The organism is Kitasatospora sp. NPDC058115 (genome assembly GCF_042884635.1).
GTDB lineage: Bacteria > Actinomycetota > Actinomycetes > Streptomycetales > Streptomycetaceae > Kitasatospora.
Genome location: NZ_JBHVTL010000004.1, coordinates 177,435 through 200,320 on the forward strand (window position 1 = coordinate 177,435; position 22,886 = coordinate 200,320).

A 22,886-nucleotide genomic window follows, 5' to 3' on the forward strand; every position below is an offset into this window, starting at 1 on the left:
ACACCCGCGCCGCCGCCCCCGTACCAGGGGTCGGCGGCGCCGGTGGTTTCCGGGCCCCTGGTGGGACCTCCCACCGAAAGCGCTCATGAGCGGGCAGAATGCGTCCGGACCTGTCAGGCGGTGACGGGCCGGTGAGGGAAGGTGTGGGTCATGGCGGAGGCCAGCAGTTCTGTGGCGGCCGGGACCGTCGGCGACGGCGCGGCCGGGCCGGTCCAGGACGCCCCGGACGGCGCGGCCCCGGTGGGCGTCTCCGGGCGGATCGCCGCGTGGAAGGCGGCCGGCTCGCGGCTGGCGCTGCTGCCGCTGCGGATCTTCCTCGGCGTCACCTTCGTCTACGCGGCGCTCGACAAGCTCTCCGACAGCCACTACCTGGCCGGCTCCGGCGACCCGGCCTCGTTCCTGTCGCAGACCAGGGCCGTCCAGGACGCCAGCCCGATCGGCTTCCTGCTCGGCCCGGCCCTGCACCACCCCACCCCGTTCGCCCTGCTGGTCGCCTTCGGCGAGCTGGCGGTGGGCCTGGGCACCCTGCTCGGCCTCTGGGGCCGGCTCGCCGCCGCCGGCGGGGCCCTGATCAACCTCACCCTCTGGCTCACCGTCAGCTGGAGCGTCACGCCGTACTACCTCGGCAACGACCTCGCCTACCTGATGGCCTGGACGCCGCTGCTGCTGGCCGGCACCCCGTACCTCTCGGTGGACGGCTACCTCGCCCGGCGCTCCGCCCGGGACCGCCGGCGCGGCCTGCACGAGGACCACGTCCGGCGCCGGGCCCTGATGGACGGCGGCATCGCGGCCGTCGCGATGGGCGGGGCCGGGCTGCTCACCGGCTCGCTGACCGCCACCTTCGGGCGGGACGAGCCCACCGCGGCGGCGAAGCAGCCGGCCGCCCCGGCGCCGGCCGGCGCGCCGGTCACGGTGCCCGCCGCGAGCGTCCCGGTCGGCGGCTCGGCCCAGGTGAAGGACCCGGCCAGCGGGGACGCGGTCTACGTGGTGCAGCCCAAGGCGGGCCAGTACTGCGCGTTCTCCTCGATCTGCACCCACTCCGGCTGCGCGGTCGACGCGCCGAAGAACGGCCGGCTGTACTGCCCCTGCCACGGCTCCCGGTTCGACGCGGCCACCGGCGCGGTGGTGAACGGCCCGGCCACCAAGGCGTTGCCCCGGTACCGGGTCACCCAGGAGGGCGACCAGCTGCACCTGGGACCGCTGGAGAGCTAGCCTCCGCCTGGAGGGCTAGCCCTCGCGGTCCTCCGGCCGGGAGCGGCGCACCGCCGCCGCCACCGCCCCGGCCAGGCCGCCCACGCCCAGCACGATGAAGGTCACCGGGATGACGATCCGCCCGTTCACCGAGACGTCGTTCACCGCCGCCACCAGGTAGAGCACCGCGATCGCGGTGAACAGCCCCCCGGCGATCAGCGAGAACAGGTCGAGCTGGTGCTTCCTCACTGCTGGACCACCTTGACGTTGCCGAGCCCGACCTTCAGCGTGAGGTCGAGCGTGCCCTTGGATGTCTGTCCGTTCGCCGGGAGCAGCTGGTAGGTGCGGTTCCCGGGCCCGTCGTCGTAGCCCTCGTGGCCCGTGACGCGGACCTCGACCAGGCCGATCTCGCTGCGCACGTTCACCGTCACGTCCGACGGGACCGTCACGGTCAGGTCGCCGGCGCCCAGTTCGGCCGTGGTGGCCAGGGTCGCGCCGGCCGGGTCGATCCCGCTGAGGTCCAGGCGCAGCGTGCCGACCCCCAGGGTGTACTTCGGTTGCAGCTCGGCGGCCGAGGCGACCTTCCAGTCGCGGTCGCCGGCCAGGTTCCCGGTGGTGACCGAGGACCCGCCGACCGCGGTCAGCGCCACGGTGAGCAGCAGGCCCGGGACCACCAGCCGCCGCGCCCGGCCGAACTTCGCGCCGAGCAGCAGGGTCAGCCCGATCACCAGCAGCGCGGTGGCCAGCACGCTGCCGGCCCGCACCGTCGCCCCGCCGTCGGCCGAGGCCGACCAGACGGCGCTGGCCGCGCCCACCGCCAGCAGCAGGCCGATCAGGCCGAGCGGGGAGCGCTCGCGCCGGTGCACCACCACGGGCGGGCGCGGCGGGGCCGGCGGGACGGGCCCGGCCTCCTTGCGCAGCGGGTCGCCCTGCGGCAGGTCGGTCCGCTGCCACCACGGCCGGGTCGGGGCCCCGGGCGGCGCCGGGGGGCCGTAGGGCGGGGTCGGCGCGGCGCCGTCGTACGGGTTGCGCTCCGGGTGGCGCGGGTCCCACAGGTAGCCGGACGGGCCGGCGTGCGGGGTGTCGGCGGGGACGGTGCCGGCCTCGCGCGCGGCGGCGTGCCGGGCGCGGGCCTCCTCGTCCGCAGCCGGCTCCTCGGGCGGCCAGCGGTAGCCGCCCGCGGCCGCCCCGGCGGCTCCGGCGGCGGGGCCGGAGTCCGGGAAGTACCGGTCGTACGGGCCGCCCGGCCGTTCGCCGCCCGCGTACCCGTGGGGGTGGTGGTGCCGGTTCCGGCGGCCGCGGGTCCGGCCGCCGCGCCGGCGCTCCGGGTCGTAGCGGACCGCGAGGAAGACCAGCCCGGCGAGCAGCAGCAGCGGGAACAGCTGGTCGCCGTCGCCCATCGAGGAGAAGAAGACCCCGGTGCCGATCACGGTCAGCAGCACCGCGCCGATCGACTGGCCGTCCACCCGGCCGGTCAGCACCCGCTGGAGCTCGGTGCGCGCCCCGCGCCCGCCCTTGCCGTCCGCGCCCTGCTCGGTCGGCACGATCAGCCAGGCCAGGCCGTAGAGGAAGAGGCCGAGGCCGCCGGAGAGGCAGAGCACGACCGTCACGACGCGGAACACCACCGGGTCGATGTCGAGGTGGCGGCCGAGGCCGCCGCAGACGCCGGCCACCACGCGGTGGTGCTCGGCCCGGGTCAGCGGGGGTCGGTCCGGTGCGGGCGGGGTGCTCGTCCCGGCCTCGTGGAGCTCCTCTGCGCGGTGGTCTTCGGTCATGCCCACCATCCTGGTGGGTGCCGGACCCCCGCCCAACCGGTCCCGCCCCTGCTCGGACCCTGACTTGTCCCTGAGAAGCGTCAGGGCCCCACCCTGATGCGTCCGGGTCCGCCCGCGTGGAACCATCGGTGCCGTGGCAGCACCCGGTTCCGACTCCCGCCCCCTCGCCCCCGAGCCCGCCCCGCCCGGGGGCGGCGACCCGTCCGCGCCCGCCGACGGGAAGCCGCCGTACCGCCGGCTCTACCGCAGCCCGCAGGGACGGATGCTCGGCGGCGTCGCGCACGGCCTCGCCGTGCACCTCGGACTCCCCGTCAGCTGGGTGCGGATCGCCTTCGTGGTGCTGTTCTTCGCCCAGGGCCTCGGCGGGCTGCTCTACGCGGCGTTCTGGTTCGTGGTGCCGATCGGCATCGGCGAGCCGCGGGCCGGCGCGCACTGGGTCTACGTCAACGGCGCCTTCGTCCCGGTCGGTTCCTGGCAGGGGGGCAGCGGGGAGCTGAGCAAGGGCGGCCGCCGGTGCGGCGGGTGGATCGGCCGGCTGCGCGAGGTGCTGCAGCACGCCCTGCGCGGCGAGCCGGTCGAGGCGGGCGAGGGGGCCGCAGCGCCCGGCGCCGCAACCCCCGGCCAGCGGCAGGGCGGGCTGGGCCAGCTGGCCGCGCTGGTGATGCTGGTGATCGGCGTGATCGCCCTGCTCAACGCGCTCAACGTGCAGACCGCCAAGCCGTACACCTGGCCGCTGCTGGCGATCGGCGTCGGTGTGGCGCTGGTTTGGCGGCAGGCCGACGACTCGCGCTGGCAGCGCTGGTTCGGCCTGGAGGAGGGCGAGAAGCGCCGGGGCGCCTTCACCCGGGTCGGCGCCGGCGTGCTGCTGGTGGTGGCCGGCATCATCGCCTTCCTCGCGACCCAGGGCAGCGGCTCGACGATCGGCTCGGTGATCGAGGCCTCGCTCGCGGTGCTGGCCGGGGTGCTGGTGCTGGTCGGCCCGTACGCGCTGCGGATGTGGCAGGACCTCGGCGCCGAGCGCACCGCCCGCATCCGCGCCCAGGAGCGCGCCGAGATCGCCGCCCACGTCCACGACTCGGTGTTGCACACGCTGACCCTCATCCAGCGCCGTGCCGAGGACCCGAAGGAGGTGCTGCGGCTCGCCCGCGCCCAGGAGCGCGAGCTGCGGCTGTGGCTCTACCGCCCGGAGGCGGTCGCCGAGCAGGCCCCGGACACCATGGCGGAGAGCCTGCGGGCGGTGGTCGCCGAGGTCGAGGACCGGCACGGCGTCCCGGTCGAGGTCGTGATCGTCGGCGACTGCCCGATGGACGAGCGGATCGCGGCCCAGATGCAGGCCGCGAGGGAGGCGACCGTCAACGCGGCCAAGTACGGTGGCGGGGGACCGGTCCAGGTCTACGCCGAGGTCGAGGGGAGGACCGTGATGGTGTTCGTCCGCGACCACGGCCCGGGCTTCGACCCGGACACGGTGCCCGAGGACCGGATGGGCGTACGCGAGTCGATCCTCGGCCGCATGAAGCGCAACGGCGGCACCGCACGGGTGCGGCCGGCGCCGGACGGCGGGACCGAGGTCGAGCTGGAGATGGAGAGAGCTGATGACTGAGGCAGCGCCGGAGCGCCGCGCGAGGGTCGTGCTGGTCGACGACCACCGGATGTTCCGGACGGGGGTACGGGCGGAGATCGGGCGCACCGAGACGACCGGCATCGACGTGGTCGGCGAGGCCGACGACGTGGAGTCCGCGGTCCGGGTGGTCGCCGAGACGCGGCCCGACGTGGTGCTGCTGGACGTCCACCTGCCCGGCGGCGGCGGCGTCGAGGTGCTGCGCCGCTCGGCCGGGCTGATGGGGGAGCAGGGGGGAGTGAAGTTCCTGGCGCTCTCGGTGTCGGACGCGGCGGAGGACGTGATCGGCGTGATCCGCGGCGGCGCCCGCGGCTACGTCACCAAGACCATCACCGGGACCGACCTGGTCGACGCGATCTTCCGGATCGGCGACGGGGACGCCGTCTTCTCGCCCCGGCTGGCCGGGTTCGTGCTGGACGCCTTCGCCGCCACCGACACCCCGCCGGTGGACGAGGACCTGGACCGGCTGACCCAGCGCGAGCGCGAGGTGCTGCGGCTGATCGCCCGCGGCTACGCGTACAAGGAGATCGCCAAGCAGCTGTTCATCTCGGTCAAGACGGTGGAGAGCCACGTCTCGGCGGTGCTGCGCAAGCTCCAGCTCAGCAACCGGCACGAGCTGACCCGCTGGGCGACCGCGCGCCGTCTGGTCTGAGCCCCGGTCCGCCCCGCCCGGCCCCGCGGTCCGGGCGGGGCGGACCGTGCGGGACGCCGTGGGGACCGTACTTTCGTATTCTCCGGATGTCCCGATATTCTCCGCGGGACCGTTCCGTCGTGCCCGCACCAGTCTCGCGGTGGGGCCGCTAGCCCCCGGTGAGTCCGATGTCCGCGTATGTGACGGAACCCTCCAGACCGCTGCCCGGCGACGGAGCGGGGCCGCCGAAGGAGGAAGCGCCCCGTCCGGCCCCCCGCAGGCCCCGGCTCTACGCCCTGGACGGCCTGCGGCTGGTGGCCGCGCTCAGCGTGCTGTCCTTCCACTGGACGGCGGACAGCGAGGTCCCGGAGATCTGGGGAGGGCGCGTCCCCGCCGACTTCATGCCGGAGATAGCCCGCTTCACCTCGTACGGCTGGCTCGGCGTGCAGCTGTTCTTCATCATCAGCGGTTTCGTCATCTGCATGAGCTGCTGGGGCAGGAAGCCCGGGGACTTCTTCGTCTCGCGGGTGGTGCGGCTGATGCCGGCCTACTGGGCGGGGGTGCTGCTCACCACCGCGGTGCTGGTCCTGGTCCCCACGCTCGGGCGGGCGGCGGCCAGGGACGGCATCGACCTGCGGACCGTCCTCTCCAACCTCACGATGTTCCAGGGGCCGCTGGGCACCAAGTACGTGGACGGCGTCTACTGGACGCTCTGGATGGAGCTGCAGTTCTACCTGATGTTCGCCGTGGTCGTCCGGATGGGCCTCAGCTACCGCCGGGTGACGGCGTTCTGCGGCATCTGGCTGGTGGCGTCGCTGCTGGTGCCCCAGGCCGGGAACCCGCTGCTGACCTCCTTCGTGATGCCGCTGGAGGCCCCGTACTTCATCGCGGGCGTGGCGATCTACCTGATGTACCGCTTCGGTCCGAACCTGATGCTCTGGGGGATCGTCGGCTTCACCTGGCTGATCTCGGTGACCCGCGCCGGCGAGCTGAAGAAGGGCTTCGAGGCCGCGGCCGGGCACCCGCTCTCGTGGAACGTGGTGGTCGCGGTGATCACCCTGTCGTACGTGCTGATCATCGCGGTGGCCCTCGGGTACTTCGGCTGGGCCCGGTGGAAGTGGCTGACCGTCGCCGGCGCCCTGACCTACCCGCTCTACCTGATCCACCAGGAGGCGGGCTGGACCATGATCCACTGGCTCCGCTCGCTGGGTGCGCGGAGCTCGGTGGCGCTCGGGGTGTCGCTCGTCGCGGCGCTGGTCGCGGCCTGGCTGCTGCACCGGCTGGTGGAGCGGCCGCTCGGCGACCTGCTGAAGCGCCGGCTGTCGGGGTCGATCGAGGCGATGCGCGCGGCCTCCGGCCCCTCCGGCCGCCGCCGGGCGGAGCCGGACCGGACGTCCTAGCGCGCGCTCCGGGCGCGTCCGGGGTGCGTCCCGGCGCCCCGGTCCGGCGGACGCCCGGGGGGGGGCTCCGCCGGACCGGACCGGGTTGTCGGCGCGGGGCCATAGACTCGTCAGTGCCATGAGTAGCCTCTTTGACGACCTCCCGCTCCCCGGTTTCGAGGCCCCCGCCGCCGGGTCGAAGCAGCCCGCGCCGCCGATCGGCGAGGAGCCGCCGTACGAGGACGACGTCCCGTACGACGCCTACGAGGAGGCGATCCCGGACGGGCTGTTCCACACCGACCACGCCGCCGAGGCGGAGCGGGACGCCTGGTACCGCAACGGCACCGCCCGCCCGGTCATCGACCCGGCCGCCCTGCTGGAGGGCATGAACGACCCGCAGCGCGAGGCCGTGCTGCACGCCGGCTCGCCGCTGCTGATCGTGGCCGGCGCCGGCTCCGGCAAGACCCGGGTGCTCACCCACCGGATCGCGTACCTGCTGGCCGCCCGCGGCGCGCAGCCCGGCGAGATCCTGGCGATCACCTTCACCAACAAGGCCGCCGGCGAGATGCGCGAGCGCGTCGAGCAGCTGGTCGGCCCGCGCGCCCGGGCGATGTGGGTCTCCACCTTCCACAGCGCCTGCGTGCGGATCCTGCGCCGCGAGTCCAAGCTGCTCGGCTTCACCTCGTCGTTCTCGATCTACGACGCGGCCGACTCGCAGCGGCTGATGGCCCTGGTCTGCCGCGACCTCGACCTGGACCCGAAGCAGTTCCCGCCGAAGTCCTTCACCGCCAAGGTCAGCAACCTCAAGAACGAGCTGATCGACGAGGAGACCTACGCCGACCAGGCCGCCAACCCGATGGAGAAGAAGCTCGCCGAGGCGTACTTCCTCTACCAGCGGCGGCTGCGCGAGGCCAACGCCCTCGACTTCGACGACATCATCATGACGACGGTGAACCTGCTCCAGGCCTTCCCCGACGTCGCGGAGCACTACCGGCGGCGGTTCCGGCACATCCTGGTCGACGAGTACCAGGACACCAACCACGCCCAGTACACGCTGGTCCGCGAGCTGACCGGCGGCGCGGTCGCCGACGCCCCGAAGCGCACCGTCGACGGCGACTGGGTGGACCCGGCGGCCGGCCGGCTGGCCGAGGTGCCGCCCGCCGAGCTGTGCGTGGTCGGTGACGCGGACCAGTCGATCTACGCCTTCCGCGGCGCGACGATCCGCAACATCCTCCAGTTCGAGGAGGACTACCCGAACGCCACCACGATCCTGCTGGAGCAGAACTACCGCTCCACCCAGACCATCCTGAGCGCGGCCAACGCCGTCATCGAGCGCAACGCCAACCGGCGCGAGAAGAAGCTCTGGACGGCCGGCGAGGACGGCGAGAAGGTCGTCGGCTACGTCGCGGACGACGAGCACGGCGAGGCCCAGTTCATCGCCGACGAGATCGACCGGCTCACCGACGCGGGCGCGGCCAAGCCCGGCGACGTCGCGATCTTCTACCGCACCAACGCGCAGTCCCGCGTCTTCGAGGAGGTGTTCATCCGGGTCGGCCTGCCGTACAAGGTGGTCGGCGGGGTGCGCTTCTACGAGCGCAAGGAGGTCAAGGACGTCCTCGCCTACCTGCGGGTGCTGTCCAACCCCGAGGACACCGTGCCGCTGCGCCGGATCCTCAACGTGCCCAAGCGCGGCATCGGCGAGCGGGCCGAGGCGATGGTCGACGCGCTGGCGGCCCGCGAGCGGATCTCCTTCGCGCAGGCGCTCCAGCGGGTCGACGAGGCGTACGGGATGGCCGCGCGCTCGGCGAACGCGGTGAAGAAGTTCAACGCGCTGATGGCCGGGCTGCGCCAGGTCGTCGCGTCCGGAGCGGGCCCGGCGGCGGTGCTGGAGGCGGTGCTGGAGGAGACCGGCTACCTGGCCGAACTACAGGCCTCCACCGACCCGCAGGACGAGACCCGGGTGGAGAACCTCCAGGAGCTGGCCTCGGTCGCCCTGGAGTACGAGCAGGACCCGGGCGAGCGCCCGGACGCGGGCGAGGACGGCGCGCCGCCGGTCGGCTCGCTGGCGGACTTCCTGGAGCGGGTGGCGCTGGTCGCCGACTCGGACCAGATCCCGGACGAGGACGAGGAGGGGCAGGGCGTCATCACGATGATGACCCTGCACACCGCCAAGGGCCTGGAGTTCCCGGTGGTCTTCCTGACCGGCATGGAGGACGGCATCTTCCCGCACATGCGGGCGCTCAACCAGGTCAAGGAGCTGGAGGAGGAGCGGCGCCTCGCGTACGTCGGGCTGACCCGGGCGCGGCAGCGGCTCTACCTGACCAGGTCGGTGCTGCGCAGCGCCTGGGGGCAGCCGTCGTACAACCCCGCCTCGCGGTTCCTGGAGGAGATCCCGGAGACGCTGGTCGAGTGGAAGCGCACGGGGGCGGCGTCGGCGCCGGCCTCGCGGGGCTTCTCGTCGGGGTCGTCCTGGGGCGGGAGGTCCTCGGGCGGGTCGGGCGGGTCGTCGCGCGGCGGCTCCTCGCGCGGTGCGTCGGCCGCGGCCTCGCCGAAGGCGGGCTGGGGGCAGTCGGCGCGGCGCTCGGGCGCGGCGGCGGAGCGCGAGGTGGTCGCGCTGGCGGTCGGCGACCGGGTCACCCACGACACCTTCGGGCTGGGCACGGTGGTGGCCACCACCGGGGTCGGCGACAAGGCGCAGGCCACGGTGGACTTCGGCACGGAGGGGCGCAAGCAGCTGCTGCTGCGCTACGCGCCGGTGGAGAAGCTGTAGCGGACCGGGGGCGCCGCGGCCCGCGCCGTGCTCAGCGCGGGTCGAGGCCCTGGGCGAGGAACCAGGGCAGCGGGTCGACGGGGGCGCCGCCGCCGGCCGGGCGGATCTCGAAATGCAGGTGCGGGCCGGTGCTGTTGCCGCTGCTGCCGACGAAGGCGATGACGTCGCCGGCCTTCACCGTGCCCTTGCGGATCTTGTACGAGCGCAGGTGGCAGTACCAGGCCTCGGTGCCGTCGGCCGTCTTGAGGATCGTCATGTAGCCGTACGACGGGTTCCACTGGGTGCGGATGGTGCCGTCGGTGACGGCCATCACCGGGGTGCCGCCGTCGACCGGGAAGTCGATGCCGGTGTGTCGCTTGGCCCAGTGGGTGCCGGCCGCGCCGAAGGCCTCGCCGATGCCGTGCTCGGCGACCGGCATCGAGATCGTGGGGCGCGCCGGTGCGGGCGGCGCCTGGTCGGTGGCGGCGGCCTGCGCGGCCGCCGGCCCGGCCTGGGCGGCCTGGGCGGCCTGTCCGGTGGCGTCGGGGGCACCCTGGGTGGCCGAGAGCGCCTGGCGGGCGTCGCCGCGGGAGGCCTGGTCGGCCGCGCCGGCGGCCAGCGCCTGCTGGGCGGCCTGCGCGGCCTCGGCGTGCGCGGTGTCGGGCGCGTCGACGGCGCCGGCCTGCTCGGGGACCCGGCCGGCGGCCTGGGCGCGCTGCTGGTCGGCCTCGCCCTGGACGGTGACGGCCGCCGCGGCGGCGACGCCGAGCGCGGCCACCGAGGGCAGCGCGACCCGCAGCAGCGCCGTGCGGGTGGCAGCCCTGGCGGCGTCGCGGCGCTGGGACCGGGACTGCTCGCGGGCGGCGAGACGCAGTTCCGCACGGGTCGGGCGGGCGGCTGCTTCGGGAGCCATCGCGGCTGCCTCCTCGGTGGGCCTCGGGCGCGTCGTCGGGCGGGGAGCAGGGCTAAACGACCGAGACTGTAGCCGGAAGCCCGACATCCGGACAAAAGTCCGGATGTCAAGGGGCTGCGGGTGTGCGGTTGCGGGGTAGAACACGGACGGGTGGTGGGCGGTCTGTGATTTTCCCCTCGTCTTGAGGGGTGGCGCCGCCAACCCGGGCGGGTGGCGCTACCCTCCCCTCAGGTTGGTTATTGATCGTTAACCTCGCCCGAGCCCACGAGGTCCGGTGGGGATGGACGACGAGGTCCGGGAGGCAGTGATGGGTGTGTCAGGCCCGATCCGCGTGGTGGTCGCCAAGCCGGGGCTGGACGGCCACGACCGCGGCGCCAAGGTCATCGCGCGCGCCCTGCGCGATGCCGGCATGGAGGTCATCTACACCGGTCTGCACCAGACGCCGGAGCAGGTCGTCGACACCGCGATCCAGGAGGACGCGGACGGCATCGGCCTGTCGATCCTGTCGGGGGCGCACATGACGCTCTGCGCGCGGGTGCTGGAGCTGCTGAAGGAGCGCGACGCCGAGGACATCAAGGTCTTCTGCGGCGGGATCATCCCGGACGAGGACATCGTCGAGCTGAAGGCGATGGGCGTCGCCGACATCTTCACCCCGGGCACGCCGACCAGCGACGTGGTCGCCTGGGTCGAGGCCAATCTGCGGGCCGCGGGCTGACGGCCGCCGACGGGGCCGGTGCCGGGACGCCTCGTCCGGCACCGGCCCCGTCGCGTTGCTCCGCCCGCCCGGTCGGGCCGGGCCGCCCGGTCAGACCGCCAGTTCGGCGAGCATCGCCTCGCGGAAGCGCAGCGTCCCGGCCAGCCGGGCGAAGGTCTCGCCCCACGCGGTGGCGGGCGCGGCCCCGGCGGCCAGTGCCTCGACCGCCGCGGCGCTCCGCGGGGAGAGCGCGCGCTCGGTCATGCCGAGCACCCCGCTGTGGCTCCACGGGTAGGCGCCGGAGGCGGCGGCCCGGGCCAGCGCCTCGACCACCGCGGTGGACAGCGGCGGCGTCCACGGGGTGGCGCAGGCGCCGAGCAGCTGGAAGGCGTCGCCGAGGCCGTGCGCCTCGATGAAGGCGGCCGTCCAGGCGGCCCGTTCGGCGGTCGGGAGCACCGCGAGCAGTTTGGCGGGGGCGCCCGTCGCGCGGGCGGGGCGCCCGGGGCCGGGGACGGGCGCGGGGCCCAGCAGCGCGCGCGCCCAGGCGGCGTCCTGCTGGCGGACGGCGGCCCGGGCCCAGGCCTCGCGCAGGTCGTCGGCCCAGGTGCTGCTGGTCTCGTCGATGGCGTCGCCGACCCGCAGGGCCAGCAGCCGCTCGGGCGTCAGACCGGTGTGCCCGGACCACAGGGAGAGCGGCGCGGCGGCGATCACCTCGCCGAACCACCAGGCCCGTTCGCCCCGCCCGGTGGGCGACTTGGGCGGTATGCCGTCGCGCTGCATCGCCGGGTCGCAGGCGGTCGGCGGGGTGACCAGCAGATGCGTGCCGTGCTCGGACAGGCGCACGGCGCTGCGCGCGCGCTCGGCCATCCGGGCGGCCAGCGCCGAGCCCGGCAGGGTGGAGAGCAACTCGGCGGCGGTGGCCCGGACGTTCTTGCTGCGGTCGCCGAGCGCGGCCTCCAGGAAGGGTTCGTCGGCGAGCGACAGACCCTCCTGGAGGGCGTCCAGGAACAGCAGCCGGTCCTCGGCGCGCTCGGTGGACCAGGTGCCGTGCAGCAGCGCGAGGCCGGCCGCCGGGTCGCGGCGGCGGAGCAGCGTGAGGTGGGTGACCCGTTCGGCGAACAGGCCCTCGTGCCACAGGTGGTCGCCCTCGGCGGGGGCGGCGTCCGGGCCGGGCGGGGGCTCCGGGGCGGCACGCTGCACGAACCGCCAGTCCGCGTTGCGCTCGGCGAGCCAGCGGCCGAGCGGACCGGCCAGCGCGACCGCGTCGGGGCGCAGTTCGCTGCGGGCGCGGGCGGCGTCCAGCAGTGCCGGGACGCTGGCGGCCGGCGCGCGGTAGCCCTGTTCGCGGGCGGTCGCCAGCCACTGCGGGAGCAGTTCGCCGACGTTGGCGAGCACGCCGCTGCCGCCGCCGCGGGTGGAGAGCAGCAGCGAGAGCCGGCGGGCGGCGGCGGCCGGCAGCTCGGGGCGGTGGTCCTCGGCGGCGGGCGGGCCCACCGGGGCGGCGGCCGGGACGGGCAGCGCGCCGGCCCGGCGGCGGACCGTCTCCAGGGCGGCGAGTTCGAGCAGCGCGGTGGCCGGGTCGGTGCGGTCGACGGCGCCGTCGTACGGGGCGGCCGGGCCGGGCGCGGGGAGCGGGCGGCGGTCGGTGCCCAGCAGGGCGGTGGTCTGCAGGGACTCCCAGGGGTCGGACACGGGGCCTCCTCCTCCGGTGGAACGGGTGCGGGTGGGTCGGGGACGGCGGGCGCGCGGGGTGCGGCGGGGCCCGCTCAGGGCGTGGTGAGGCCGATCGGGCGGCCGTCCCGCCCCCAGGCGGTGACCGGCGCGAAGCCGCGGTGGCCGTACTCGCCGAAGACGGTGAGCGGGCGGCCGGTGGAGACGGCGGCGAGCCGCCAGAGCGCGGCCTCCGGGACGGCGGCGCGGTGCACCGGGACGGTGTGCCGGCCGTCGGTGAGGTGCCAGCCCTCCTCGGAGAGCACCGGGACGACGTCGGCGAGCACCGTCGGCCAGGCGTCCAGCCACGGGTCGTCGGCCAGCGCGGTGCCGTAGCCGGCCACCGCCTCGGCGACGGCCAGGCCGGGCGGCGGGCCGTCGGGCCCGGCCGCGGGGGCGCCGTAGCGGGTGCCGAGCACGGCCCGCAGCGGTCGCACGCCGGGGTGGAAGGCGACCTCCGCCTCGACCACCTGGCCGGTGGGCAGGGCGAGTTCGGGGGCCTGCCCGGGGCGGCCGAAGGCGAGCAGCAGGGCCGGGCGGCCGGTCTTGGCGCCGCGCAGCCAGAGCCGGCGGGTGGTCAGCCGATCGTCCGAGGTGTCGCGGCTGCCGAGGACCTGCCAGCGGTCCCGGACGGTCGGGCCGGCCAGCAGCTCGGCGGTCTCGGTGGTGTAGCCGACCCGGCCGCGGACGGTCGCGGCGAGCGGCGCGGGCAGCTCGTCGAGGCGGGTCGCGGCGGTGGCGAGCAGGTGGAGCATGGCGTACTCCGCCAGCAGCCCCTGCTGCGGCAGCGCGTCGAGCTCGCGGACCCGGGTGGCCAGGCCGGGGGCCTGGGCGTCGACCATGCGGGCCGCGACCTCCTCCCAGGGGCCGGCGGTGGACTGGTCGGCGAGGCCGTGGCGGACCCGGTCGGCGAGCCGCAGCCGCAGTTCGGCGGCGCCCGCCGCGACCCGGGCGGAGCGCTTCTCGGCGCGGCGGCGGGCGGCGGCCGGGTCCGCCGGGGCCTCCGCCCGCACGGCCCGCTGCTCGGCGCGCTCCTGGCGGCCCTTCAGCCACTCGGCGGCCCAGTCGGCGGGCTCGGCGCCGTCCGGCACCGCGGCGGGCGAGCCGCTCCAGAGCAGCAGCAGGCCGAGGGCGTGCTTGCAGGGGAACTTCCGGCTCGGGCAACTGCACTGGTAGGCGGGCGTGGCGAGCTCGACGACCGTGCGGTACGGCGTGCTGCCGCTGCCCTTGCACTCGCCCCAGACCGCACCGCCGTCGGTGCCCGTGGCGGACCAGGGGGCGGGTGCGGAGAGTTTGCCCGCGGCCTTCCGCGAGGCGGCGTCGGGCGCCAGGGACAGGACGTGTTCGGTGCTCCAGCGTTCCTCCATGCCGACGACGTTAGGCGGCGGCACTGACATCCGACCCGACGCCCGGACGGGCCGAACTGAGGTCCGGTCAGGATTGTCAGTGGTCGGGTGCATGGTGGTTTCCGCAGGCCGGGACGCCGACCTGGCTCCCCCCGATCACCCCGCCGCCCGGGCATCCGTGTGCCCGGCGGCCGACCCGAAGGAGCCCCGATGACCGACGTCGTGACCGAGGTCCTGCGGCAGCACGCGGAGGACGCCTTCGCCGCCGAGCTGTCCGCGCTGGCCGCCCAGGACGACCGTCCGCGCCCGGAGCGCTGGAACCTCTCCCCGTGGGCCGTCGCCACCTACCTGCTGGGCGGCGAGCTGCCCGACGGCACCGTCGTCACCCCCAAGTACATCGGCCCGCGCCGGGTGGTGGAGGTCGCCGTCACCACGCTCGCCACCGACCGGGCGCTGCTGCTGCTCGGTGTGCCGGGCACCGCGAAGACCTGGGTCTCCGAGCACCTCGCCGCGGCGATCAGCGGCGACTCCACCCTGCTGGTGCAGGGCACCGCCGGCACCCCGGAGGAGGCCGTCCGGTACGGCTGGAACTACGCGCAGCTGCTCACCAACGGCCCCAGCCGGGAGGCGCTCGTGCCCTCGCCGCTGATGCGGGCGATGGCGGAGGGCCGGATCGCCCGGGTCGAGGAACTGACCCGCATTCCGGCCGACGTGCAGGACAGTCTGATCACCATCCTGTCCGAGAAGACCCTCCCGGTCCCGGAGCTGGGCACCGAGACCCAGGCCGTGCGCGGCTTCAACCTCATCGCCACCGCCAACGACCGCGACCGGGGCGTCAACGAGCTGTCCAGCGCGCTGCGCCGGCGCTTCAACACCGTGGTGCTGCCGCTGCCGGGCTCGCTGGAGGAGGAGGTCGAGATCGTCAGCCGCCGGGTCGAGCAGCTCGGCCGCTCCCTCCAACTGCCCGAACTGCCCGGCGGCGCCGAGGAGATCAGGCGCGTGGTGACCGTCTTCCGGGAGCTGCGGTCCGGGATCACCACGGACGGCCGGACCAAGGTGAAGACCCCCAGCGGCACCCTCTCCACCGCCGAGGCCATCTCGGTGGTCACCAACGGCATGGCGCTCGCCGCCCACTTCGGCGACGGCGTGCTGCGGGCCGGCGACGTCGCGGCCGGCGTGATCGGCGCGGTGGTCCGCGACCCGGCCGCCGACCAGCAGGTCTGGCGCGAGTACGTCGAGGGCGTGGTGCGCGAGCGGGACGGCTGGAAGGACTTCTACCGCGCCGCCCGTGAGAACGCCCGCTGAACGGCACCGCCGGGCACCGCCGCACGGTGCCCCGCACGACCGTGCACCGTACGACCGCAACCTCGGAAGACCTAGGGAGGCAGAGCGCGATGAGCGCAGAGGTGACGCTGCTCGGCGTCCGGCACCACGGCCCCGGCTCGGCCCGCTCGGTGGCCGCCGCCCTGGAGCAGCTGCGACCGGACGCGGTCCTGGTGGAGGGCCCGCCGGAGGCCGACCCGATCCTCGGGCTGGCCGCCGGGAAGGACATGGTGCCGCCGGTCGCGCTGCTGGCCCACGCGGCCGACGACCCGGCCCGTGCCGCGTTCTGGCCGTACGCCGAGTTCTCGCCGGAGTGGGTGGCCATCCGCTATGCCACCGGGCTCGGCGTCCCGCTGCGCTTCATCGACCTGCCGGCCGGCTACGCGTTCGCGGACACCGCCGACCAGGACGGCGACGGCGACGGTGACGGGGCCGGCGAGGAGGACGCGGAGCTGCCGCGCGACCCGATCGCCCGGCTCGCCGAGGCGGCCGGCCACGACGACCCGGAACGCTGGTGGGAGGACGTCGTCGAGCACCGCCGCCCCGGCGACGGCGAGGACGCCCTCGCGCCCTTCGCGGCCGTCGCCGAGGCGATGACCGCGCTGCGCGAGGACGGCGGCGCGGGCCTGCGCGACGAGCGGCGCGAGGCGTACATGCGCCAGCAGATCCGCGCCGCCCGCCGCGCCGGCCACCAGCGGATCGCGGTGGTCTGCGGGGCCTTCCACGTCCCCGCCCTGGCCGCCATGCCCACCGTCGCGCACGACAGGGCCCTGCTCGCCGGGCTGCCGAAGAAGGTGCGCACCGAGGTCACCTGGGTGCCCTGGACGCACCGCCGGCTCTCCCAGCTCACCGGCTACGGCGCCGGGATCGTCTCCCCGGGCTGGTACCGCCACCTGCACCGCACGGACGGCGACCCGCTGCCCGGCTGGCTCACCCGGGCTGCCGACCTGCTGCGCGCCGAGGACCACCCGGTCTCCTCCGCGCACGTCATCGAGGCCGTCCGGCTGGCCCGCGCCCTCGCCGTGCTGCGCGGCCGCCCGCTCGCCGGGCTCACCGAGACGCTGGACGCCGTCCGCGCGGTGATGTGCGACGGCTCGGACGTCCCCCTCGCGCTCGTCCAGGACCGGCTGGTGATCGGGGACGCGCTCGGCGAGGTGCCCGAGGCCGCGCCCGCCGTCCCGCTCCAGCGCGACCTCGCCCGCCTCCAGCGCACCCTGCGCCTCAAGCCCGACCCCGCCCCGCGCGACCTCGACCTCGACCTGCGCAAGGAGAACGACGCGGCCCGCTCCCGGCTGCTGCACCGGCTGCGCCTGCTCGGCGTCGACTGGGGTGTGCCGGCCCGCTCCTCGGTCACCTCCACCGGCACCTTCCGGGAGAGCTGGCGGCTGTGCTGGCAGCCCGAGTTCGCCGTCCGGATCGCCGAGGCCGCCCAGTGGGGCACCACGGTCGAGCGGGCCGCCGTCGGCAAGGCGGTCGGCACCGCCCGCGCCGCTGCCGAACTCGCCGAGCTCACCGGGCTGGTGGAGACCTGCCTGGTGGCCGGGCTCGCCGAGGCGCTGCCCGCCGTGATGCGGGTGCTGGCCGACTGCGCCGCGCTGGACACCGACGTCGCGCACCTGGCCGGCGCGCTGCCCGCCCTGGTGCGCGCGCTGCGCTACGGCGACGTCCGGGGCACCGACCACGGCGCCCTCGGCGAGGTCGCCGCCGGCCTCGCCGACCGGATCTGCGTCGGCCTGCCGCCCGCCTGCACCGGCCTGGACGCCGCCGGAGCCGCCGCGATGCGCGGCCACCTCGACGAGGTCCACGGCGCGATCGGCCTGCTGGACGGGGCCGACGGCCCCGCCGCCGGACTCGCCGACCGCTGGGCCGCCACCCTGCGGGCGCTCGCCCGGCGCGAACCGTCCGGCGGACCGGCCACCGGCGTCCCCGGACTGCTGCGCGGGCGCGCCGTCCGGCTGCTGCTGGACGACGGCCGGCTCGACTCCGCGGAGGCCGGGCGGCGGCTCGGCCTGGTGCTGTCGGCCGCCAACAGCCCGGCGGACGCCACCGGTTGGATCGAGGGCTTCCTGACCGGGGGCGGTGCGCTGCTGCTCCACGACCCCCGGCTGCTCGGCCTGCTCGACGGCTGGCTGACCACCGTCCCGGCGGAGGTCTTCACGGATGTGCTGCCGCTGCTGCGGCGGACCTTCGCCACCCTGGAGGCCGGGGTCCGGCAGACTGTCGGGAGCCGGGTGGCGGCCGGACCGCTCGATGCCGGGAGCACCGAACCCGTCGTGCAGGACGCCGAGTTGGACCGCGCGCGGGCCGATGCCGCGCTGCCCGTGGTCGCCCTGCTGCTCGGGCTGCCGGGCGTCGCCGGGGAGTCCGGTGACCACCCGCGGATCCCCCGTCAGGCCGAGGGCCGCGACACCTGACGACCCCGCCGCCCCCGTTCCCCGCCCCCGTCCCGACCGCCGCCCGCACGCCGCCCGCAGAGGAGCCCCCGATGGCCGTCACCACCCCCGGCACCGCCTCCGCCGCCCTCCCCGCCCCCTCCGACGAGCGGCTGCGCCGCTGGCGGCTGGTCCTCGGCGGCGAGGCGGACGGCACCGGCCGCACCCTGAGCGGCCGCGACGCCGCGATGGACGGCGCGCTCGCCGCGCTCTACCGGGGCGCCGCCGAGGACGGCCGGGCCGGGCAGCCGCGCTCCGGCCGCCGCAGCGCCGGACTCGGCGGCTCGGCCCCGCAGGTGGCCCGCTGGCTGGGTGACATCCGGGAGTACTTCCCGGCCACCGTCGTCCAGCTGATGCAGCAGGACGCCATCACCCGGCTCGGGCTGGAACAGCTGCTGCTGGAACCCGAGATGCTGGAGGCCGTCGAGCCGGACGTCCACCTGGTCGGCACCCTCCTCTCGCTCAAGCACGCGCTGCCCGAGACCACCCGGGAGACCGCCCGCGCGGTCGTCGGCCGGGTGGTCGCCGATCTGGAGCGCCGGCTCGCCGACCGCACCCGGGCCACCCTGGGCGGCGCGCTGGACCGCAGCGCCCGGGTCAACCGCCCGCGCCACCGCGACATCGACTGGGACCGCACCATCCGGGCCAACCTGAAGAACTACCTGCCCGAGCACGGCACGGTCGTCCCCGAGCGGCTGGTCGGCTACGCCCGCGCCCAGCGCGCGGTGAAGAAGGACGTCATCCTCTGCATCGACCAGTCCGGCTCGATGGCGCCGTCCGTGGTGCACTCGGCGGTGTTCGGCGCGGTGCTCGCCTCGATGAAGAGCCTGGACACCCGGCTGGTGGTCTTCGACACCTCGGTGGTCGACCTCACCGAGCAGCTCACCGACCCGGTCGACGTGCTCTTCGCGACCCAGCTCGGCGGCGGCACCGACATCAACCGGGCGCTCGCCTACTGCCAGTCCCGGATCACCCGGCCGGCCGAGACGATCGTGGTCCTGATCAGCGACCTCTACGAGGGCGGCATCCGCGACGAGATGCTCAAGCGGGTGGCCGCGATGAAGGCGGCCGGCGTCCAGTTCATCGCCCTGCTGGCGCTCTCCGACGAGGGCGCGCCGGCCTACGACCACGCGCACGCCGCCGCGCTGGCGGCCCTCGGCGCCCCGGCCTTCGCCTGCACCCCCGACGTCTTCCCGGAGATCATGGCGGCGGCGATCGAGAAGCGCCCGATCCCGGTCCCGGAGCAGGGGGTGTGAACGGAGCTGTCGGCCCGCCCGTCCACCCGGAACCCCCCGGCTCACCCGAACGGCGGAACCCGGGGCACGGCCGAGCAGGCCCGCCGGTCCGGGCGCCCGGCGTACGCCCCCTAAGCTGTCTGTGACGGTTCTCACCAAAGACGGGCAGGCCCCGGGCGAAACACGCCCGTCGTCCGGGGATAACCTGCCAGACGGACGTGACGCGCGTGTTGATTGACGTGTGCGCCCGTGGCTGTGTGGGCCGCAAGGCCGTACTTCTGCGTACCCGCACCGCCCCGACGACCCGCAGCGAAGATCCTGCCGTGGCACGCTCGTAGAGACACAATCCGCGACCACGAACAAGGACAAACACGTGGACCTGTTCGAGTACCAGGCGAGGGACCTCTTCGCCAAGCACGGTGTTCCCGTGCTTGACGGCGATGTCATCGAGACCGCCGCAGACGCTGCCGCCATCGCGGAGCGCTTCGGCGGCCGCGCCGTCGTCAAGGCTCAGGTGAAGGTGGGTGGCCGAGGCAAGGCCGGCGGCGTGAAGCTCGCCGCCGACCCGGCGGACGCCGTCGCCAAGGCCGGGCAGATCCTCGGCATGGACATCAAGGGCCACACCGTGCACAAGGTGATGCTGGCCCAGACCGCGGACATCAAGGAGGAGTACTACGTCTCCTACCTGCTCGACCGCGCCAACCGCACCTTCCTGGCCATGGCCAGCGTCGAGGGCGGCATGGACATCGAGGAGGTCGCGGCCACCAAGCCCGAGGCCCTCGCGAAGATCGCGGTCGACGCGAACGAGGGCGTGACCGAGGCCAAGGCCCGCGAGATCGTCGAGGCGGCGAAGTTCCCGGCCGAGGTCGCCGACCAGATCGCCGACGTCCTGCAGACCCTGTGGACCGTCTTCATCAAGGAGGACGCCCTCCTGGTCGAGGTCAACCCGCTGGTCAAGACCGGCGAGGGCAAGATCGTCGCGCTCGACGGCAAGGTCTCCCTGGACGAGAACGCCGACTTCCGCCAGCCGGAGCACGAGGCGCTGGAGGACAAGGCCGCCGCCAACCCGCTGGAGGCCGCCGCCAAGGCCAAGGGCCTCAACTACGTCAAGCTCGACGGTGAGGTCGGCATCATCGGCAACGGCGCGGGTCTCGTCATGAGCACCCTCGACGTGGTCGCCTACGCCGGTGAGAAGCACGGCAACGTCAAGCCCGCCAACTTCCTCGACATCGGTGGCGGCGCCTCCGCCGAGGTCATGGCGAACGGCCTGGAGATCATCCTCGGCGACACCGACGTCAAGTCGGTCTTCGTCAACGTCTTCGGCGGCATCACCGCGTGCGACGCGGTCGCCAACGGCATCGTGCAGGCCCTCGCGCTGCTGGAGGAGAAGGGCGAGGCGGTCACCAAGCCGCTGGTCGTCCGCCTCGACGGCAACAACGCCGAGCTGGGCCGGCAGATCCTGACCGACGCCAACCACCCGCTCGTCGAGCAGGTGGACACCATGGACGGTGCGGCCGACCGCGCCGCCGAGCTGGCCAACAAGTAAGGAAGGGGACTTTCACACCATGGCTATCTTCCTTACCAAGGACAGCAAGGTCATCGTCCAGGGCATGACCGGTTCCGAGGGCATGAAGCACACCCGCCGCATGCTCGCCTCCGGCACCCAGATCGTCGGCGGTGTCAACCCGCGCAAGGCCGGCACCACCGTGGACGTCGACGGCACCGAGGTGCCCGTCTTCGGCTCCGTCGCCGAGGCCATCGAGAAGACCGGTGCCGACGTCACCGTCATCTTCGTCCCGCCGGCGCACACCAAGAGCGCCGTCGTCGAGGCCATCGACGCCGAGATCGGCCTGGCCGTCGTCATCACCGAGGGCGTCCCGGTGCACGACACCGCCGCCTTCTGGGCCTACGCCGGCTCGAAGGGCAACAAGACCCGGATCATCGGCCCGAACTGCCCCGGCCTGATCAGCCCCGGACAGTCGAACGCCGGCATCATCCCGGCCGACATCACCAAGGCCGGCAAGATCGGCCTGGTCTCGAAGTCCGGCACCCTGACCTACCAGCTCATGTACGAGCTGCGGGACATCGGCTTCACCTCGGCCGTGGGCATCGGCGGTGACCCGGTCATCGGCACCACCCACATCGACGCCCTCAAGGCGTTCCAGGAGGACCCGGAGACCGAGCTCATCGTCATGATCGGTGAGATCGGCGGCGACGCCGAGGAGCGGGCCGCGGCCTTCATCAAGGAGCACGTGACCAAGCCGGTCGTCGGCTACGTCGCGGGCTTCACCGCCCCCGAGGGCAAGACCATGGGCCACGCCGGCGCCATCGTCTCCGGCTCCTCGGGCACCGCGCAGGCCAAGAAGGAGGCCCTTGAGGCCGCCGGCGTCAAGGTCGGCAAGACGCCGTCCGAGACCGCCCGCCTGGCCCGTGAGCTGATCAAGGGCTGACGCCCTCCCCGCTCGCAGCAGCAGCACCGCGCCCCCGCCCGGACCTCCGGGACGGGGGCGCGGTGCTGCGGCCTCAGCGGTCCGCCGCACACGGGTGCAGGGCCCAGGCCGGGCCGCAGCCGCGCGGCGGTGCGGCGGCCACCGCACCGGGCGGGGGCAGCGCCTCGGCGGCCCGCCCGCCCGCCGGCGGCCGGTACGGCCCGTCCGCGCGCGGCGGCGGCGGATCCACCACGACCGGCTCCAGCCCCGGCGTCGGCGAGCACCAGAGGCTCTCGATCCCCGACGGCGGCCCGTCCGCCAGCAGCGGCAGCAGCGCGTCCGGCCCCGTCGCCGAGGTCGGGACCGGCGCGCAGAGCGAGGGCGGCGGCGGCCCCGGAGGCCGGAACAGCTCGCCCGGCCCGCCACCCGCCAGCGTCGCCACCACCGCACCGCCGACCGCCGCCGTCAGCAGCGCCGCCGCCCCGGTCCGGCCCGCGTTCACCAGCCCGTGCCGGGCCCGCAGCACCGGCACCGGCGCCCGGTGCGGCTCCGGCGCCCCGCGCACCGCCGCCCGGTGCATCAGCACACACAGCCGGTCGGCGAACCCGTCCGCCGCCGGATCCGGCCCGACCAGCTCCGGCACCCAGTGCGCCAGCGCCGCCCGCGCCGCCCATACCCGCCCCTCGGCTCCCGCCACCGTCGCCTCCACCTCCAGCGCCACCGCGGCGGCCGGCATCCCCAGGCCGTCGTGCAGCACCAGCGCCCGGCGCTGCGGCCGGGACAGCCGCCGCAGCGCCTTGAGCAGCGCGCGGTCCCGGTCGGTGAGCCGGTCGTGGTCCGGCAGCACCGCCTGGGCCTCGTCCGCCGGCCGCACCTTGATCCGGCGGTACGGCAGCCGCCACACATGCGTGCGCCGCGGGCCGCCCCGGTGCCACGGCGACAGCGCCGACTCGAACGCCCGCGCCCGCACCCACGCCTCCGGCTCGCCCCCGGCGGCCACCTCCGCCCAGCACAGCCGGGCCTCCGCGAACGCCCGCCCCACACAGTGCACGGCCCGGTGCTTGCACGCCGTGAGCAGGAACACCTGCTGCACCAACCGGGTGTACGCCGCCTCGTACACCTCCTCGAACCCCGCCTCCGCCCCGCCACCGTGCCCCGGAGCCGCCGACGCCTGCCCGGTGGGTCGGTCGCCGTTGCGCTCCGCAGCGGCTGCCCCTGGTGCCTGTCCCCGCTCGCCCGGTGTGGCTGCTGTGGGTTTGTTGTCGGCTGGCAGGTTGGTGCGTTCGGTTGGCCCCTGTTCGGTGTTGGTTGGGGTGGTGTGGCCGGCTCGTGCGGTGCGGTTCTCGGCGGGCCGCCCGGCCGCGTGGTCGCCGTTGCGCTCCGCAGCGGCTGCCCCTGGTGCCTGTCCCCGCTCGCCCGGTGTGGCTGCTGTGGGTTTGTTGTCGGCTGGCAGGTTGGTGC

Annotated in this window: 17 protein-coding genes and 1 pseudogene; 12 read left to right on the forward strand and 6 right to left on the reverse strand. The window is 75.1% G+C overall.

From position 1 onward, the window contains the following. Window positions 1-150: 150 nt before the first annotated feature. Both ACFVVL_RS05905 and ACFVVL_RS05910 read left to right on the forward strand, forming a co-directional pair. A pseudogene (locus tag ACFVVL_RS05905) lies at window positions 151-738 on the forward strand (DoxX family membrane protein); the annotation flags it as partial. Between the two features lie 60 nt (window positions 739-798). Beyond that, window positions 799-1,212: a ubiquinol-cytochrome c reductase iron-sulfur subunit gene (locus tag ACFVVL_RS05910; protein WP_380292155.1), complete on the forward strand. Its 414-nt coding sequence runs from the start codon at window positions 799-801 to the stop codon at window positions 1,210-1,212. A 15-nt stretch (window positions 1,213-1,227) separates the two neighbouring features. Here the strand turns inward: ACFVVL_RS05910 and ACFVVL_RS05915 are convergent, their stop codons facing one another. Next, the gene (locus tag ACFVVL_RS05915; protein ID WP_380292110.1) at window positions 1,228-1,440 is read right to left on the reverse strand and encodes a hypothetical protein; all 213 of its coding nucleotides are present in this window, start codon (window positions 1,438-1,440) and stop codon (window positions 1,228-1,230) included. Further along, the gene (locus ACFVVL_RS05920; protein ID WP_387671583.1) at window positions 1,437-2,966 is read right to left on the reverse strand and encodes a PspC domain-containing protein; all 1,530 of its coding nucleotides are present in this window, start codon (window positions 2,964-2,966) and stop codon (window positions 1,437-1,439) included. Before ACFVVL_RS05920 ends, ACFVVL_RS05915 begins: the two co-directional genes overlap by 4 nt. Before the next feature lie 262 nt (window positions 2,967-3,228). Between ACFVVL_RS05920 and ACFVVL_RS05925 the strand changes: the two genes are divergently transcribed. The 4 genes from ACFVVL_RS05925 (at window position 3,229) to pcrA (ending at window position 9,364) form a co-directional block, all read left to right on the forward strand. Beyond that, on the forward strand, window positions 3,229-4,566 hold the full coding sequence (locus ACFVVL_RS05925) for a PspC domain-containing protein (protein WP_387671729.1): 1,338 nt from the start codon (window positions 3,229-3,231) through the stop codon (window positions 4,564-4,566). Next, the gene (locus tag ACFVVL_RS05930) at window positions 4,559-5,236 is read left to right on the forward strand and encodes a LuxR C-terminal-related transcriptional regulator (protein ID WP_380292114.1); all 678 of its coding nucleotides are present in this window, start codon (window positions 4,559-4,561) and stop codon (window positions 5,234-5,236) included. The genes ACFVVL_RS05925 and ACFVVL_RS05930 overlap by 8 nt, the downstream gene beginning before the upstream one ends. Window positions 5,237-5,403: 167 nt before the next feature. Then, a complete protein-coding gene (locus ACFVVL_RS05935) occupies window positions 5,404-6,615 on the forward strand; it encodes an acyltransferase family protein (RefSeq protein WP_387671585.1) in 1,212 nt (403 codons plus the stop codon). Window positions 6,616-6,733: 118 nt separating this feature from the next. Next, a complete protein-coding gene (gene pcrA, locus ACFVVL_RS05940) occupies window positions 6,734-9,364 on the forward strand; it encodes a DNA helicase PcrA (RefSeq protein ID WP_387671587.1) in 2,631 nt (876 codons plus the stop codon). A 31-nt stretch (window positions 9,365-9,395) separates the two neighbouring features. On the opposite strand, the gene ACFVVL_RS05945 is transcribed toward pcrA, so the two are convergent. Continuing rightward, window positions 9,396-10,256, reverse strand: a complete 861-nt coding sequence (locus tag ACFVVL_RS05945; protein WP_387671589.1) for a M23 family metallopeptidase — start codon at window positions 10,254-10,256, stop codon at window positions 9,396-9,398. Between the two features lie 307 nt (window positions 10,257-10,563). Between ACFVVL_RS05945 and ACFVVL_RS05950 the strand changes: the two genes are divergently transcribed. Next, complete coding sequence (locus tag ACFVVL_RS05950) at window positions 10,564-10,971, forward strand: cobalamin B12-binding domain-containing protein (RefSeq protein WP_350542253.1); 408 nt, start codon at window positions 10,564-10,566, stop codon at window positions 10,969-10,971. Between the two features lie 90 nt (window positions 10,972-11,061). On the opposite strand, the gene ACFVVL_RS05955 is transcribed toward ACFVVL_RS05950, so the two are convergent. Beyond that, window positions 11,062-12,642 (reverse strand): DUF5691 domain-containing protein, encoded by a 1,581-nt coding sequence (locus ACFVVL_RS05955; protein ID WP_387671591.1) that lies wholly within the window; start codon window positions 12,640-12,642, stop codon window positions 11,062-11,064. A 74-nt stretch (window positions 12,643-12,716) separates the two neighbouring features. Next, on the reverse strand, window positions 12,717-14,027 hold the full coding sequence (locus ACFVVL_RS05960) for an SWIM zinc finger family protein (RefSeq protein ID WP_387671593.1): 1,311 nt from the start codon (window positions 14,025-14,027) through the stop codon (window positions 12,717-12,719). 189 nt (window positions 14,028-14,216) lie between these two features. Here ACFVVL_RS05960 and ACFVVL_RS05965 point away from each other — a divergent pair, with 189 nt between their 5' ends. The 5 genes from ACFVVL_RS05965 to sucD all read left to right on the forward strand — a co-directional run bounded on the left by ACFVVL_RS05965 (window position 14,217) and on the right by sucD (window position 21,446). Next, window positions 14,217-15,311, forward strand: coding sequence for an AAA family ATPase (locus ACFVVL_RS05965; RefSeq protein WP_380292126.1), 1,095 nt, complete (start codon window positions 14,217-14,219; stop codon window positions 15,309-15,311). An 89-nt stretch (window positions 15,312-15,400) separates the two neighbouring features. Continuing rightward, window positions 15,401-17,743: a DUF5682 family protein gene (locus ACFVVL_RS05970; protein ID WP_387671595.1), complete on the forward strand. Its 2,343-nt coding sequence runs from the start codon at window positions 15,401-15,403 to the stop codon at window positions 17,741-17,743. Between the two features lie 71 nt (window positions 17,744-17,814). After that, window positions 17,815-19,017 carry a VWA domain-containing protein gene (locus ACFVVL_RS05975; RefSeq protein WP_387671597.1) on the forward strand — a complete coding sequence of 401 codons (1,203 nt, stop codon included), beginning with the start codon at window positions 17,815-17,817 and terminating at the stop codon, window positions 19,015-19,017. 352 nt (window positions 19,018-19,369) lie between these two features. Continuing rightward, window positions 19,370-20,542 (forward strand): ADP-forming succinate--CoA ligase subunit beta, encoded by a 1,173-nt coding sequence (gene sucC, locus ACFVVL_RS05980; protein WP_380292131.1) that lies wholly within the window; start codon window positions 19,370-19,372, stop codon window positions 20,540-20,542. Window positions 20,543-20,561: 19 nt separating this feature from the next. Continuing rightward, the gene (gene sucD / locus ACFVVL_RS05985) at window positions 20,562-21,446 is read left to right on the forward strand and encodes a succinate--CoA ligase subunit alpha (RefSeq protein WP_380292133.1); all 885 of its coding nucleotides are present in this window, start codon (window positions 20,562-20,564) and stop codon (window positions 21,444-21,446) included. A gap of 73 nt (window positions 21,447-21,519) precedes the next feature. Here sucD and ACFVVL_RS05990 read toward each other — a convergent pair whose 3' ends face one another. Further along, window positions 21,520-22,545 carry a hypothetical protein gene (locus ACFVVL_RS05990; protein ID WP_387671599.1) on the reverse strand — a complete coding sequence of 342 codons (1,026 nt, stop codon included), beginning with the start codon at window positions 22,543-22,545 and terminating at the stop codon, window positions 21,520-21,522. Between the last annotated feature and the right edge of the window lie 341 nt (window positions 22,546-22,886).

Bases quoted from the DNA above. Each gene is read 5' to 3' on its own strand.
- ACFVVL_RS05970 (WP_387671595.1), top strand. From the start codon at position 15,401: ATGAGCGCAGAGGTGACGCTGCTCGGCGTCCGGCACCACGGCCCCGGC.
- ACFVVL_RS05965 (WP_380292126.1), top strand. From the start codon at position 14,217: ATGACCGACGTCGTGACCGAGGTCCTGCGGCAGCACGCGGAGGACGCC.
- sucD (WP_380292133.1), top strand. From the start codon at position 20,562: ATGGCTATCTTCCTTACCAAGGACAGCAAGGTCATCGTCCAGGGCATG.
- ACFVVL_RS05910 (WP_380292155.1), top strand. From the start codon at position 799: ATGGGCGGGGCCGGGCTGCTCACCGGCTCGCTGACCGCCACCTTCGGG.
- ACFVVL_RS05920 (WP_387671583.1), bottom strand. From the start codon at position 2,966: ATGACCGAAGACCACCGCGCAGAGGAGCTCCACGAGGCCGGGACGAGC.
- ACFVVL_RS05925 (WP_387671729.1), top strand. From the start codon at position 3,229: ATGCTCGGCGGCGTCGCGCACGGCCTCGCCGTGCACCTCGGACTCCCC.
- ACFVVL_RS05935 (WP_387671585.1), top strand. From the start codon at position 5,404: ATGTCCGCGTATGTGACGGAACCCTCCAGACCGCTGCCCGGCGACGGA.
- ACFVVL_RS05930 (WP_380292114.1), top strand. From the start codon at position 4,559: ATGACTGAGGCAGCGCCGGAGCGCCGCGCGAGGGTCGTGCTGGTCGAC.
- ACFVVL_RS05950 (WP_350542253.1), top strand. From the start codon at position 10,564: ATGGGTGTGTCAGGCCCGATCCGCGTGGTGGTCGCCAAGCCGGGGCTG.
- pcrA (WP_387671587.1), top strand. From the start codon at position 6,734: ATGAGTAGCCTCTTTGACGACCTCCCGCTCCCCGGTTTCGAGGCCCCC.
- ACFVVL_RS05945 (WP_387671589.1), bottom strand. From the start codon at position 10,256: ATGGCTCCCGAAGCAGCCGCCCGCCCGACCCGTGCGGAACTGCGTCTC.
- ACFVVL_RS05975 (WP_387671597.1), top strand. From the start codon at position 17,815: ATGGCCGTCACCACCCCCGGCACCGCCTCCGCCGCCCTCCCCGCCCCC.
- ACFVVL_RS05960 (WP_387671593.1), bottom strand. From the start codon at position 14,027: ATGGAGGAACGCTGGAGCACCGAACACGTCCTGTCCCTGGCGCCCGAC.